Origin of the sequence: Kordia sp., from assembly GCF_045105435.1 — a bacterium.
Taxonomy (GTDB): Bacteria; Bacteroidota; Bacteroidia; order Flavobacteriales; family Flavobacteriaceae; genus Kordia.
Genome location: NZ_JBGCDL010000029.1, coordinates 1 through 15,368, shown reverse-complemented (window position 1 = coordinate 15,368; position 15,368 = coordinate 1). Strand labels below are relative to the sequence as shown.

The window sequence follows — 15,368 nt, the reverse complement described above, 5'->3', positions numbered from 1 at the left end:
ATATAAATATTATTTGCAATTTGTTGTGAAATCACGAATTCTTCTTTTTTAATGCGAATCTTCATAGAATTGTCAAATGGCTCTTTATCAATTACTTTTATCTTTTTACCCAACGCAATTCCTTGTTTGTCTAAATATTTTAAGAATGATGAAGACGAATCTTTTACACCAACAATAATTCCTTTATCATTTACATCCAAAGTGACTAAAAGTACATCTGCGTTATCTGAAATATTCCCGTCTTTATCAGGAATTGGATCGCCGTGCGGATCACGCTTAGGAAATCCTAAAAATTCATCCAATTGATTGATGAGTTTTTCAGATTTTATATGTTCTAATTGTTCTGCAACATCGTGTACTTCATCCCAAGTAAAATTAAGTTTTTCCAACAAAAACACTTCCCAGAGTCGGTGTTTTCTAATCACATTCGCAGCAATTAGCTTTCCTTCCGCTGTCAATTCCGAACCTTTGTAACGCTTATAGTTCACCAAGCCTTTTTCAGATAATTTTTTAATCATATCTGTCACAGAAGAAGCTTTCGTGTTCATTTTTTCCGCAATTGCATTCGTACTTATGCCACCTTCACTCGAATCGCTAAGGTGATAAATCGCTTTTAAGTAGTTTTCTTCTGAAAGTGTCATCATAAATCTTTAATTAACAGCACAAATATACAATTTTTACTTTTATGCAGATTCTTTTTTTAGACAAGACTAAAAATATGTTATATATTTGCAAAAAAATTGTTCTAATGAACGTGAAAATTAGTTTTATTTTCCTCCTAATTTGTTTTATGGGTTTCTCTCAAAACACTGAAATAAAAGGAATTGTAACACATAAAAATAGTCCTGTTCCTTTTGTAAACATCTATTTTAAGAAAGGAAACAAAGGAACTATGTCAGATGAGAAAGGAAACTATGCATTTAAGGTTTCACAAGGAACGTACACTATAATTGTACAATCTATTGGTTTTAAGACGATTGAGAAAAATATTATAGTTAGAGATAAAACATTGACATTAAATTTTGACTTAAACGAAGATGTTTTAGGCTTAGATCAAGTGGTCGTTTCAGCAACTAGAACTGCATTAAACAGACGAGAAGCGCCCGTTTTAGTAACCGTTACAAATGCAGCATCGTTAAAAAATGTACAAGCTGCAACTTTGTTTGAAGGTTTGAGTTTTCAACCAGGATTGCGTACCGAAGTAAATTGTCAGAATTGCGGGTTTTCTCAAATCCGAATTAATGGTTTAGACGGCGCCTATTCGCAGATTTTAGTAAATAGTCGCCCTGTTTTTGGCTCGCTGAATGGAATTTACGGTTTGGAACAAATTCCAACCAATATGATTGAGCAAATTGAAGTGACTCGTGGTGGCGGATCGGCTATTTTTGGATCGAATGCAATTGCGGGAACAATCAATATTATTACAAAAGATCCGATAGAAAATCAGTTTCAAGTCGCTTCTAAAATTGGCTTGATTGATGGTGAAAGTACAGATGCTGTGACGACGTTTAATTCTACTTTTGTATCCGAAGATTTGAATAAAGGAATTACTTTTTTTGGAATGCATCGCGATCGTGAAGGTTATGATACTAACGATGATGGTTTTACTGAAATGACGAAGTTACGTAACTTAAATTTCGGACTGAAATCGTTTTATAAATTTGATTTCCGACGAAAGTTAACACTGGAATTTAATGCATCTAACGAATATCGTCGTGGTGGAGATTTCATTGATAAATCGCCCATTTTCGCCAATATTGCTGAAGAAATTACGAGTAACGTGATTGGTACAGGTATTACATTTGATTATTTTTCAGAAGATTATCTACAGAAGTTTTCCACTTATGGAAATATTCAAAATTCACGATCCGACAATTATTATGGAACCAATCAAGATCTGAACGGTTTTGGATTGACGAAAGATTTTGTCACAGTTGCTGGCGTACAGCATACGGCAAAGTTTGAAAATTTCTTTAGTGGAAGTATGGATTTGACTTCTGGCGTAGAACATCGTTTTAATCGCATTAAAGAACGTCGCGAAAATCCGTTGATTATTCCGATCACGCAAAACACGAATACACTTGGAATTTACACTCAACTCGACTGGAAAATTTTAGATAATTTAAAAATATTAACAGGCGCACGTGGTGAATTATTTACTTCAAATCTGAATGATGAATCACTTTTTATTGTAAATCCACGCGTGAGTCTTTTATATAATATTACCGAAACTATTAGCTTTAGAACTGGCTATTCGCAAGGATTTAGAGCGCCGCAATTTTACTCGGAAGATGTACATTCGGAAATTATTACTGGCGAAGTACGTCGTGTGCGTTTGGCGGAAGATTTAAAGGAAGAATTGTCGCATAGTTTTATTGGTTCGTTAGAATACTCGCACCAACATGAAGAACATCAGCTTGTTTTGACTTTAGAAGGTTTTTACACAACTATTAACGATCCGTTTGTGTATGAAGCGCGCGGTGAAGTTGACGGTTTAGAGATTAAAGAAAAAATTAACGGTGACAATGCAATTGTAAATGGTTTTAATGTAGAAGCGAGATACAGCCCGAATCCGAAGTTTTTATTTCAACTTGGTGGAACATTTCAGAATAGCTATTTTGAAAATTCATACGAACCCGAAGAAGGAATTGTGACCAATAAAATTACGCGTACGCCAAATATTTACGGGAATATGATGTTTAATTATACGCCAAATGAACAATGGGATTTTAATGTAAATGGTGTGTATACAGGACGAATGTTTGTGCCGCATGTAGCGGGATTTATTTCTGAAACCGTTTTGGAAGAGACACCTAATTTACTTGAAATTGGTTTGAATGCAAGTAGAACTTTTACAATTTCGGATGACTATGTTTTTGAGATTAATGGCGGCGTTAAGAATATTTTTAATGCGTATCAAGATGATTTTGATCAAACTGTAGAAAGAGATCCAAATTATATTTATGGACCATCACAACCGCGTACTATTTTTATTGGATTGAAGTTTGGAACGGATTTGTAATGTAGACCGCTAACGCTGTTAGATTTTAGACTATGCTATCGCGCTTTTAGAACGCTTTGCTGTTAGACTTAACTGTGATTTGTCTTTTTGTTGATACAAACATACTTTAAGTTTTCTGAACGTCAGATCGAGTAAATTTGTAGAACAAATTGGTATCGAGATCTGTGATGAACTTCTAAGTTATTCTCGATACAATTTTCTTCATTTTATTACGAAAATCACTCGAGTTAACGGTTTGGTAATATTTTTAATAAACTTCCAAAAACCTAACAGCTAAAAGCCAAGAGTAAAAACTAAACTGTTCTATTCATCAACTGTTTCCCAAATGCTATAAGCGACTGTTTTTCTTGATCTTTAATGTTTAAAGTTTCTAATACTTGAAAAGCTTTCATGGTAAATTCTGAAATGGCATTTTTCATGGTTTCTGGCACATTTGCTTCGTTGAAAATCGTTTTTACCGTTTCAATTTTTTCGGTAGCATCTTCAGGCTTTTCCGTAAATAACTGCATTAGTTTCTCTTTATTCGTTTCCGAACTATTTTGAAGCGCTTTGAGGTATAAATACGTTTTTTTATTCTCAATAATATCGCCACCAACTTGTTTTCCAAAGGTTTTTGGATCGCCATACGCATCTAAATAATCGTCTTGTAACTGAAATGCCAATCCTAAATAACGACCAAAATCATAAATGCCTTCTGCATCTTTAGCGCTTGTTTTTGCAATAATGGCGCCCATTTTCATGGCTGCACCAACTAAAACCGCCGTTTTATATTCGATCATTTTTAAATATTCGGGAATCGTAACATCATTTCTAACTTCAAAATCAACGTCGTATTGTTGTCCTTCACAGACTTCAATGGCAGTTTTACTGAACAATTCCGCTAAGGCTTTAAACGTTTCGCCTTCATAGTTTTCAAACAATTGATACGCTAAAATCAGCATCGCATCGCCAGACAAAATTCCTGTATTCAGATCCCATTTTTCATGCACAGTGGTTTTTCCTCTTCGCAATGGCGCTTCGTCCATAATATCATCATGCACCAACGAAAAATTATGAAAAACCTCAACGGCCAAAGCAGCATCTAGTGCTTTTTTATGAGTAGTTCCAAAAATTTCAGCTGTCATTAATGTCAATACAGGACGCAAACGTTTTCCGCCAAGCTGTAAAATATATACAATAGGTTCGTATAAATTTTTAGGTTCGTTAAGCACTATTTTTTCTTCTAAATACTTTATGAATATTTCTCTGTATTGAGCAATGTTTGCCATGAATGTAATTTTTAACAAAAATACCACATTTCCCGTTTATGCAAATTAAAATCGATTGTTAAATAATTGTAAAAACTTTGGAAACTTTTTTTGTTTCCAAAGTTTCCTTCTTACTTTTACAGTCTACTTATGAAAGAAAAGATTAAAATAACGGCAACCGAACTGTTCTTAAACTTAGGTTTTAAGAGCGTAACCATGGACGACATTGCCAATGAAATGGGCATTTCAAAGAAAACCATTTACACACATTTCAATAACAAAACGGCACTTGTCGATGAAGTAACAGGTTCGCTTTTTTGCTTAATTACCGAAGGTATTGACTTGATTTGCGCCGCAGAAAGGAATTCCATTGAAGAATTGTATGAAATTAAACGATTTGTCATGGAACATTTAAAAGACGAAAAATCATCTCCACAGTATCAATTACAGAAATACTATCCAAAAATTTATGCAACCTTAAAGAAAAAACAATTTGATGTCATGCAAGATTGTGTCAAAGACAATTTGACTCGTGGTGTAAATTCTGGAATGTACAGAGGTAATATTGATGTAGAATTTGTATCTCGAATTTATTTTACGGGAGTTATCGGAATTAAAGACAATGAATTGTTTCCAACTAAAATGTTTCCAATGCATGCATTAATGGATCAATTTTTAGAATATCATTTGCGTGGAATTTGTACACCGAAAGGTTTAGAAACATTACAAAAATTTATAACAACTAACCAATTATCATAACATGCGAAACAAACTAATATGTATCTTTAGTTTATGTTTTCTGAGTCTGGGATTTTCTCAGAATCAAGAGATCCCAAAGCGTTTTTCTTTGGATGAAGCCATTAATTTTGCACTTGAAAACAACAGAGCTGCTAAAAATGCGGTTCGCGATATTGAAGCTGCCAAAAAGCAAAAATGGGAAACTACTGCCACTGGATTGCCACAAATTAACGGAGCGGTAAATTATCAAAACAATATAAAACAGCAAGTAGCATTATTACCAGCTTCAATTTTATCTGAACAAGATAGAGAAGATTTAGGATTAAATATAAACGATCAATTTCCTGCCATTTTTGGAACGGAACAAACGGTAAATGCAAATATTACTTTGAATCAATTGATTTTTGATGGTTCCTATTTAGTAGGATTGCAATCAGCAAAAGTATTTTTAGAAATTTCTCAAAATGCCAAAGAAAAGACCGATTTACAAGTTAGAAAGGCTGTCATTAATGCCTACGGAAACGTGTTACTTTCAGAAGAAAGTCTTTTAATTTTAGAACGAAACAAAATAACACTTGAGAAAAACTTAAACGAAACCAGAAAAATTTACGAAAACGGACTTACGGAAGAAGAAGATGTAGAACAACTGGAAATTACGCTATCAAGTATAGAAAGTAATCTAAGAAATGTGAAGCGTTTGCGAGATTTGTCATATAAAATGCTAAACATCACTTTAGGAATTGATCTAAATAATGATACGACACTTACTGATACATTGCAAGCATTAACGATTGAAAATATTGCACCTTCTTTATTGGCTACAGAAGATAATGTTGCAAATACGGTAGATTACAGAATTGCCCAAAACGATACACGCGCTAAAGAATTATTATTAAAATTAGAAAAAACCAGAGCATTGCCATCGCTTGCAGGATTTGTAACTGCCGGATATAACGGAAATGCAAATTCTTTCGACTTTTTTCAAAGACAACAACAATGGTTTGGATCTGCTGCATTTGGTGTCAGTTTAAACATTCCAATATTTAGTTCCTTTCAAAGAAGAGCCGCTACACAACGTGCACAAATTAATCTTGAAAAAGCAGAAGACGATTTAACAGAAGTAGAACAGCAAATAAAACTACAAGTAGCTTCTGCAAAAAGTGATTATCAATTATCGATAGAAGAATACGAAACTGCGAAGAAAAATTTGAGACTTTCAGAACGTATTGAAAAGAAAAATCAAGTGAAATTCTTTGAAGGTGTTGGCTCTAGTTTTGAATTGCGCCAAGCACAAACACAATTGTATGCTGCGCAACAAGAATATTTACAAGCCATGCTCGATGTTATTAATACAAAAGCACAATTAGAAACTATTTTAAATCAAACGAATTAATTAGTTTAATGGTTTAATAAATTTAAGAGTTTATGAAACAATTCTCATTTGAAAAATTCTTAATAGAGAACGTTATACAAGTCACAACTAAACTCATAAACTTCTAAACTAAAAACTGACAATTATAAAAAATAAATCATAATGAAAAAAATAAATATACTTCTTCTCCCAATAGTGCTAGTATTAGTTTCTTGTGGTGGTGGAACCGAGAAAGATGTAGACACATTAATCTCTGAAAAGAATGTAGACGCGCTTACCGAAAAAAGAGATGCATTAAAGAAAGATAAAACGGAGCTTGATGAAAAAATTAAAAAACTTTCGGATGCTTTAGAAGAAATCAATCCCACAAAAAAGAAAACATATATTACCTTATTTTCTGCAAAAGATAGCATTTTCAATCACTATTTAGAATTACAAGGAAGTGTAGACACGAAGAAAAATATTGTAATCACGCCAGAAATGAGCGGAATTCTAAAACAAGTCTTTGTCAAAGAAGGACAACGCGTAAGCAAAGGACAAATTTTAGCAAGAGTCGATGATGGCGGAATGAGTCAGCAAGTAGCACAATTGCAAATTCAAGCAGACTTAGCAAAAACAACCTACGAACGTCAAAAGAGATTGTGGGATCAAAAAATTGGTTCAGAAATTCAGTTCCTACAAGCAAAATCTGCGTATGAAGCACAACAAAAAGCCGTAGATCAATTCAAAGTTCAATTAAGCAAAACTGCCATTAGAGCGCCATTTTCAGGTGTTGTTGATGATGTAATTACCGAGCAAGGTTCGGTCGTAGGCGCAGGACTATCGCCAATAATTCGTATTGTCAACTTACGCGACATGTATATTGAAGCTGTAATTCCTGAAAAATACCTAACCACTGTAACAAAAGGAAAAGATGTAGAAGTATATTTCCCAGTATTAGGAGAAAGTGTGAATGCAAAAATACGTCAAGCTTCAGATTTCATTGATCCTAACAACCGTACATTCAAAGTAGAAATTGGAGTGAAAAATGAAGACGGAAACATCAAACCTAACTTAACAGCAAAGCTTAAGATTAACGATTATACAAATCCGAAAGCCATCTTAATTCCACAAAGTGTCATTTCAGAAAATGCAAAAGGTGAGCAATATGTATATGTTGCCGATTCACTCGTAGGAAATACTGCCAAAGCAAAAAGAGCATTAATTACTACTGGAAAAACACAAGGTGATTTTATTGAAGTCCTTGATGGATTAGTAAATGGAGATGCCATTGTAGACGATGGTGCACGTAGTGTAAATGATGGACAAGAAATAACGATTATAAAAAAATAATACGACCAACCAATGTCTGATAAAAAAATCAATAAGGAGTTTAAAATATCCTCTTGGGCAATAGACAATCCAACCATTATCTATGTCATCATGGGATTGCTCTTAGTACTTGGGCTTTCTGCATATTTTAGCATGCCACGAGAAGATTTCCCAGAAATTAAAGAAACGAAAATTTACATCAGTACCATATATCCTGGAAATACTGCCGAAGATATTGAAAAACTGATTGTAGATCCGCTTGAAGATCAAATCAAAAACATCAGTAATGTCGTCGAAGTAACTTCTACTTCACAAGAAGATTACGGAATTATTGTGGTGGAATTTGATGAAGGAATTACGGTTGAAGCTGCCAAAACAAAGATAAAAGACAAAGTTGATACGGAAAAAGGTAGTGAAGATTGGCCAACGTTTAACGGCGCTAAAGTAGAGCCAAATATATTCGATTTGAATCTCTCTGAGGAAGTTCCAATTCTTAACATCAATATTATTGGTGATTATCGCATAGAAAAATTGAAAGAATATGCTGAGGATTTGGAAGATGAAATTGAAGATTTAGATCAAATAAAACAAGTAGACATTCGCGGTGCACAAGAAAAAGAAGTTGAAGTTGCTGTGGACGTTTATAAAATGATGGCAGCAAAAGTGAACTTTGAAGATATCAGAAGTACAATTGCCAATGGAAACGTAACCATTTCCGCAGGTAACTTAATCTCATCAGGACAAAGACGTACCATTCGTCTTATTGGAGAAATTGATAAACCAAAAGAACTCGAAGACTTTGTAGTAAAATCAATTGACGGACCTGTATACTTACGTGATATTGCTACGGTTCGTTTCAAAGAAGAAGACAAAACAACCTATGCACGAAAATCTGGAGAAAGTGTTGTGATGCTAAACGTTAAAAAGCGTGCAGGTAAAAATATGGTCGCTGCGGCGGAAAAGATAAATACCATCATTACTGATTTCAAAAAAGAACATACGGACTTAGATGTTTCTATCACAAATGATCAATCGCAAAAAACCATCAACCAAGTAAATGACTTGGTAAACAACATCATTTTCGGAATCATTTTAGTAGTTTTCGTTTTAATGTTCTTCCTTGGGTTTAGAAATGCCTTATTCGTAGGATTGGCAATTCCGATGTCCATGTTTATGTCGTTTATGATTCTAAACTTATTAGGATACACCATGAACACGATGATTCTATTTGCGCTCATCATGGGACTTGGAATGTTGGTAGATAACGGAATTGTAGTCGTAGAAAATGTATACCGATTAATGGAAGAAGAAGGCATGTCGCGCATAGAAGCTGCCAAAAAAGGAATTGGCGAAATTGCATTCCCAATTATCATTTCTACCTTAACAACTGTTGCTGCCTTTGTTCCTTTAGGAATGTGGCCAGGCGTTATGGGACAATTTATGATTTACTTCCCTATTACACTATCGGTCGTATTAGGTTCGTCACTATTTGTAGCAATATTGATCAACTCAATGATGGTGTCGCAATTTATGGCAGTTGGAGAACGCAAACTCAAAATAAAGCAATTGCTATTTTTAAGTGCCGTATTGGTCATCTTAGGAGTTATTTGCTTTGTAATTGGTGGTAGCGCAGTAGGACTTGGAACACTATTCATTTTCATTGCAATTATGTTTTGGGTATACAAATATGTACTCAAACCAATGGCGCGTTATTTCCAAACAAAAATATTGGCAGCGCTTGAAAGAGCGTACGAACGTTTCTTACGTTTTGCTTTAAATAGATGGAGACCATATGTGCTTTCATTAGGAACAGGTATTTTATTACTAGTTACCTTTGCATTCTTTGGAGCTTCAATTGGAAGCAAACGTACCAAAGTAGAATTTTTTCCAGATAATAAACCAAATCAAATTATTGTCTATGTAGAATATCCGCAAGGAACAGCTATCGAGGAAACAAATAAAATCACAAAAGAAATTGAACAACGCGTATTTGGTGTCTTAAATGATAAAAACTTCATGGATGGCCAAAATAATTTCTTAGTAGAAGCTGCCGTATCTCAAGTTGGTGAAGGTGCTGGAAATCCACAAACCGATGGTGGTTCGGCTGCCGAAATGCCACACAAAGGAAAAATTACTGCGTCTATGCGCGAATACAAATTCCGTAGAGGAAAAGACAGTGAAGATTTACGAAAAAGAGTCACAGACACCTTAAAAGGAATTTATCCTGGAGTTGCCATTTCTGTAGAAAAAGATGTCGTTGGTCCGCCAGTTGGATATCCTATTAATATTGAACTAGAAGGTGACAATTATACGCAATTAATTGAGGAAGCAGGAAAAATGCGCGATCTAATCAATGAAAAAAATATTGCAGGAATTGAAGAATTAAAAATTGACGTAAATAAAGGAAAACCTGCAATGCAAGTTGTAGTTGACCGACAAAAAGCAGGTGAATTAGGTGTTTCGGCAGGACAAGTTGGACAACAATTACGTAACTCGTTATTTGGTGTAAAAGCAGCCGTTTACAAAGAAGATGGCGAAGATTACGATATCTATTTGCGTTTCAATGAAGACAATCGCTACAATAAAAGTTCGTTGTTCAACCAAAAAATGATTTTCAGAACGCAAACTGGACAATTGAAACAAATTCCAGTTTCAGCCGTTACAAATCAGCGAAACACATCGGGATTTAGCGCCATAAAACACAACGATTACAAACGTGTGGTAACTGTATATTCAGGATTAGCGCCAGGATATACGGATGCAGCAGCCATTGTTGATCAAATCAAAGCAGAAATTGGAGAAGAATTCAAACCTGAAAATATCAAAGTTGATTATACAGGGCAAATTGAAGAACAAAAAAAACAAATGATATTCTTAATGAGTGCATTCTTTGCAGGTTTAGGATTAATTATGTTGATTTTAATCTTCCAATTTAGCTCCATCTCAAAACCTACAATCATTATGATTGCTATTTTCTTAAGTTTGATTGGTGTTTTTGGTGGGTTATTAATTACAGGTGCATCATTCGTTATCATGATGACCATGATGGGAATTATCTCCCTTGCGGGAATTGTGGTAAACAATGGTGTAGTATTACTCGATTATACACAATTACTCATTGATCGGAAGAAACACGAATTAAAAATTCCGGAAGAACGCTATTTACCAATGCCACAAGTATTTGAAGCCATAGTAAAAGCAGGAAAAGCGCGTTTGCGTCCAGTATTACTAACGGCAATTACAACTGTATTAGGGTTAATTCCGTTGGCAATTGGTTTTAATATTGACTTCTTTTCGTTATTTAGTGAATTTGATCCAAAAATATATATTGGTGGAGACAACGTAATATTTTGGGGACCATTAGCATGGACAGTAATTTACGGATTAATCATTGCTACGTTCTTAACACTAATCATTGTTCCAATACTATTCTATCTCATCACGAAGTTCAAATTTTGGGCGTTCAAAGACAAACGTCCTGTTGATTATGGAATGCATAAAATAAAGAACACAAATGATGAAGATGAAGACATCAATGAAATAGATTTACCAATTCAAACGGTATAACAAATTATAGGCACAAAAAAATCCCGAAATCTAAATTAGACTTCGGGATTTTTTTTGATCGTTATATAAACTTACTTGTTTTTCACTACTGAGTTAGATTGTTTCCAAGTATTTACATCTTTAATTTTACTCTTAGAATAATCTACTTCACTTAATTCGTTGGTATTCCAAAAAAACCACTTTCCAACTTTTTGTCCTTTCTCATAATTTCCGACGGCAGTTTTCTTTCCGTTCGTATCAAAAGATTTCCATTCTCCTTGCAACTTTCCTTCTAAAGTAAAAAATCCTGTTTGTGCTACAATTCCATTTTCGTGGAAATACGTAGCTTCAATCAAATCTCCTTTTTTCTCTAAAGTAGGTTTGTCATTATTTTGTGCGAATGCAGTAACTCCTGAAACTAGGAAAACTGCTATTAAAAGTAACTTTTTCATATCTATATATATTTTAAAACTTGAGGATTCTCTTAATGATTATATTACAAACTTAACATTTTTCTTACTCTAAAACAACATTTACGTAACATTAACTTAACATTGATTATTCAAAATACTGATTACCAAATCATTAAAAACAAACCCACAAATCTCTCCTACGTCAAAAAAGGGGAAAAACACCTATTTCTAATTAGGGTTAACATGGCTGTAATTCCAATAAATACAATTTAGTTTTGAAAAAACTAAATTAAAAAATAAAACTACTATTTATGGGATCAATTGGAATTGAATGGGTAAATCAGTACAATGGTAATGCCTCCGATCTTAGAAACAATGGCAGAAACGCCAAAGGTTTTAGTGATACTTTACAAGGAGTAAAACAATTTGACTTTGGAGACAACTTTGCTTGGGATCAAGATTTTGAAAAATCTGGAAAAGGAAATCCTACCTCTGGAACGGATACCATATATGCAGATAATGTAGACATCGCTTTTTTCTCAGGTCATGGATCAAGAAATTATTTACTTTTTGGAAGAAATGACGTTGACAACGGAAAAGCGCAAAACACAGAAATGGAACTTGGTGACAAAGACTTGGAATGGATTGTTTTTGACGGCTGTAATGCATTAGATTATAACGATGTTTTTGATCGTTGGGGATGGGGCGTTTTTAAAGGATTGCACTTTATTCTTGGGTTTGCAACTATCTGTTATGATCGAAGTGATCGTGGAGAAAAATTTGCCAAACGTTTAAATGATTCTTGGACCGTTAGAGAAGCATGGATTAAAGCCTGTGTAGAAACAGAACCTGCGGCAACAGAATGGGCGTATTTACGTGCAAATGAAGGAAGCATAAGCACTTTTAGCGATCACTGGCATGGAAAAGGGATTGTAAATGCCGATCCAGATAATCCTACGCTATTAGCCTATGCAAAAGGAAGCTGTTAACATTCAATCATCAAAAAAAAGTAAAAAATGAACGATTCATTATTCAAATTCAATACAAAATTACCAGAAAATGTTGGTCATGTACCAATGTATAAAACATTTCACTTCGATACTGCTTCAAGCAAAAACAAAGAATACGCAGGTTACATTGCAGAACGTACTGCGTTTTTACGCTCGCAGTTTAAAACGGAAGGAGAACTCAGAGATTTGGGCGATCAACTCATCATCAGAAACGAAAAAGAAGCGCTTGAAATATATACTGGTAGCGACTCTTTTTGGTGGACAGATCGCGAAAACGCATATAGTGAAAACAAAGAATTAGCTAAAAACTTACCTTCTGAAAAAGAAGCGATTCGCAGTGCACAAAAACTATTAGAACAATTAAAAATTGATACACGCACCATGAAAGTGCATTCCGTTTCCAACTCATTTACAGCAACGAGTGAATCGCCAAAAGACGGAAACCCAGAAGCAATTCCAACAAGTGTCAATGTAAACTTTACACACCAACTGGAAGGCTTACCAATATTTGGTTCGGGAGCAAAAACACAAATTTCGTTTGTAAACAACGATCAATTAGTACAATTTGTGCACTTTAACAGAACGCCAAAACAAGCAGGAAAAGCGGAAGTAATTTCACCCGAAGAAGCAGTACAACAAGTGTTTGACAACATCCGATTTGCAATTATCAAAGAACAAGGAAAAAGTTCAGGAGAAATCACAGATGTAAGTTTGGGATATTATGCGGCAAGTCCGTCCGATTTGCAACGTTTCTTAATTCCGGTATACAAAGTACAAGGAAACGTAGCTACGCCTGAATTGGAAAACTACGATTTCAACTTATATGTAATTGCTGCGAAAGAAAGTCAAGAAATGGCAAAACGTAGAGGTCAAATAAATCAACCTTTAGAAACTGTTTTCAACTAATACAACTTAACCTTTATTATAAAAACGCTTTGCAGAATGTTGTGAGGCGTTTTTTTGTTTCTGTTTCGACTTCAAATTCAACTTCTTCCACCAAAATATTTCAATTCCAACACACATCATCCACCAAAAACCATTAAATTTGCGCTTTTAAAATCGCATACACATGTACAGATCACATAGTTGTGGTGAACTAAGAGCATCACACATTACACAAGAAGTCACCTTAGCAGGTTGGGTTCAAAAGTCTAGAGATAAAGGATTTATGATTTGGGTAGATCTTCGCGATCGTTACGGAATCACACAATTAATCTTTGATGAAGAACGCACACCAACAGCCGTTTTTGAAAAAGCAAAATCTCTTGGTCGCGAATTTGTAGTGCAAGTCAAAGGAAACGTGATTGAACGTGAAGCTAAAAATTCAAAAATGCCTACAGGTGATATTGAAATTTTAGTAACCGAATTAACGGTTTTAAATGCTTCACTTTTACCACCTTTTACAATTGAAGATGAAACCGATGGTGGAGAAGATATCCGAATGAAATATCGCTACTTAGACATTCGTCGAAATCCTGTGAAAAATAGTTTGATGTTTCGTCATAAAGTAGCAATGGAAGTGCGTAAGTATTTATCCGATCAAGAATTTATAGAAGTTGAAACACCGTATTTAATCAAATCTACACCAGAAGGTGCGCGCGATTTTGTAGTGCCATCGCGCATGAATGAAGGTCAATTTTACGCCTTACCACAATCGCCACAAACCTTCAAGCAACTATTGATGGTTGGCGGAATGGACAAATATTTCCAAATTGTAAAATGTTTCCGCGATGAAGATTTACGTGCCGACAGACAGCCAGAGTTTACACAAATTGACTGCGAAATGGCGTTTGTAGAGCAAGAAGATATCTTAAATATATTTGAAGGATTAACGCGTCACTTACTAAAAGAAATAAAAGGAATTGATGTTGAAAAATTCCCAAGAATGACCTTTGATCACGCAATGAAAACCTACGGGAATGACAAACCAGATATTCGTTTTGGAATGGAATTCGGCGAGTTAAACGAAGTTGCACAACACAAAGAATTCAACGTATTCAACTCAGCAGAATTAGTTGTCGGAATTGCAGTTCCAGGTGGAGCAAGTTATACTAGAAAAGAAATCGACAAATTGGTTGATTGGGTAAGACGTCCACAAGTTGGCGCACTAGGAATGGTGTATGTAAAATATAATGAAGACGGAACATTTAAATCATCTGTAGATAAATTCTACGACCAAGAAGATTTGGCAAAATGGGCAGCAGCAACTGGCGCAAAACCAGGTGATCTAATCTGTGTATTATCTGGTAATACAAACAAAGTGCGTGCGCAATTAAGTGCATTACGTATGGAACTAGCAGAACGCTTAAACTTGCGTAATCCTGAGGAATTTGCACCACTTTGGGTAATTGATTTCCCTTTATTAGAACTTGATGAAGAAACAGGACATTACCACGCAATGCACCATCCATTTACGTCTCCAAAACCCGGACAATTGGAGTTGCTAGACACAAATCCTGGCGATGTAAAAGCAAATGCGTACGATTTAGTCTTGAACGGAAATGAAATTGGTGGTGGATCTATTCGTATTCACGACAAAGAAATGCAAGCAACCATGTTTAAGCATTTAGGATTTACCGAAGAAGAAGCAAAAGCACAATTTGGGTTCTTAATGGACGCTTTCCAATATGGAGCGCCGCCACATGGTGGATTGGCTTTTGGTTTGGATAGATTGGTTGCTATTTTGGGCGGACAAGAAACAATTCGTGA

The 15,368-nt window shown here is 34.8% G+C and carries 11 protein-coding genes; 8 read left to right on the top strand and 3 right to left on the bottom strand.

From position 1 onward, the window contains the following. Nucleotides 1-641, bottom strand: a 641-nt coding sequence (locus tag AB8B65_RS01165; protein WP_405298957.1) for a metal-dependent transcriptional regulator, incomplete at its 3' end; no start/stop codon positions are given. A 107-nt stretch (nt 642-748) separates the two neighbouring features. On the opposite strand from AB8B65_RS01165, the gene AB8B65_RS01160 reads away from it, so the two are divergent. Beyond that, entirely contained in the window at nt 749-3,022 is a 2,274-nt protein-coding gene (locus tag AB8B65_RS01160; RefSeq protein ID WP_405298956.1) for a TonB-dependent receptor, read from the top strand. A gap of 293 nt (nt 3,023-3,315) precedes the next feature. Here the strand turns inward: AB8B65_RS01160 and AB8B65_RS01155 are convergent, their stop codons facing one another. After that, the gene (locus AB8B65_RS01155) at nt 3,316-4,290 is read right to left on the bottom strand and encodes a polyprenyl synthetase family protein (RefSeq protein WP_405298955.1); all 975 of its coding nucleotides are present in this window, start codon (nt 4,288-4,290) and stop codon (nt 3,316-3,318) included. A gap of 129 nt (nt 4,291-4,419) precedes the next feature. Here AB8B65_RS01155 and AB8B65_RS01150 point away from each other — a divergent pair, with 129 nt between their 5' ends. The 4 genes from AB8B65_RS01150 to AB8B65_RS01135 all read left to right on the top strand — a co-directional run bounded on the left by AB8B65_RS01150 (nt 4,420) and on the right by AB8B65_RS01135 (nt 11,257). Continuing rightward, entirely contained in the window at nt 4,420-5,028 is a 609-nt protein-coding gene (locus AB8B65_RS01150; RefSeq protein ID WP_405298954.1) for a TetR/AcrR family transcriptional regulator, read from the top strand. A gap of 1 nt (nt 5,029) precedes the next feature. Continuing rightward, a complete protein-coding gene (locus tag AB8B65_RS01145) occupies nt 5,030-6,400 on the top strand; it encodes a TolC family protein (RefSeq protein ID WP_405298953.1) in 1,371 nt (456 codons plus the stop codon). A 141-nt stretch (nt 6,401-6,541) separates the two neighbouring features. Next, the gene (locus AB8B65_RS01140; RefSeq protein ID WP_405298951.1) at nt 6,542-7,711 is read left to right on the top strand and encodes an efflux RND transporter periplasmic adaptor subunit; all 1,170 of its coding nucleotides are present in this window, start codon (nt 6,542-6,544) and stop codon (nt 7,709-7,711) included. 12 nt (nt 7,712-7,723) lie between these two features. After that, the gene (locus tag AB8B65_RS01135; RefSeq protein WP_405298950.1) at nt 7,724-11,257 is read left to right on the top strand and encodes an efflux RND transporter permease subunit; all 3,534 of its coding nucleotides are present in this window, start codon (nt 7,724-7,726) and stop codon (nt 11,255-11,257) included. A gap of 71 nt (nt 11,258-11,328) precedes the next feature. Here AB8B65_RS01135 and AB8B65_RS01130 read toward each other — a convergent pair whose 3' ends face one another. Further along, nucleotides 11,329-11,688 carry a toxin-antitoxin system YwqK family antitoxin gene (locus AB8B65_RS01130; protein ID WP_405298949.1) on the bottom strand — a complete coding sequence of 120 codons (360 nt, stop codon included), beginning with the start codon at nt 11,686-11,688 and terminating at the stop codon, nt 11,329-11,331. A 272-nt stretch (nt 11,689-11,960) separates the two neighbouring features. Here AB8B65_RS01130 and AB8B65_RS01125 point away from each other — a divergent pair, with 272 nt between their 5' ends. The 3 genes from AB8B65_RS01125 to aspS all read left to right on the top strand — a co-directional run. Further along, nucleotides 11,961-12,638, top strand: a complete 678-nt coding sequence (locus AB8B65_RS01125) for a DUF6345 domain-containing protein (RefSeq protein ID WP_405298948.1) — start codon at nt 11,961-11,963, stop codon at nt 12,636-12,638. Between the two features lie 27 nt (nt 12,639-12,665). After that, nucleotides 12,666-13,565 carry a hypothetical protein gene (locus tag AB8B65_RS01120; RefSeq protein ID WP_405298947.1) on the top strand — a complete coding sequence of 300 codons (900 nt, stop codon included), beginning with the start codon at nt 12,666-12,668 and terminating at the stop codon, nt 13,563-13,565. Nucleotides 13,566-13,728: 163 nt separating this feature from the next. Beyond that, a partial coding sequence (aspS, locus tag AB8B65_RS01115; RefSeq protein WP_405298946.1) for an aspartate--tRNA ligase occupies nt 13,729-15,368 on the top strand: 1,640 nt, incomplete at its 3' end.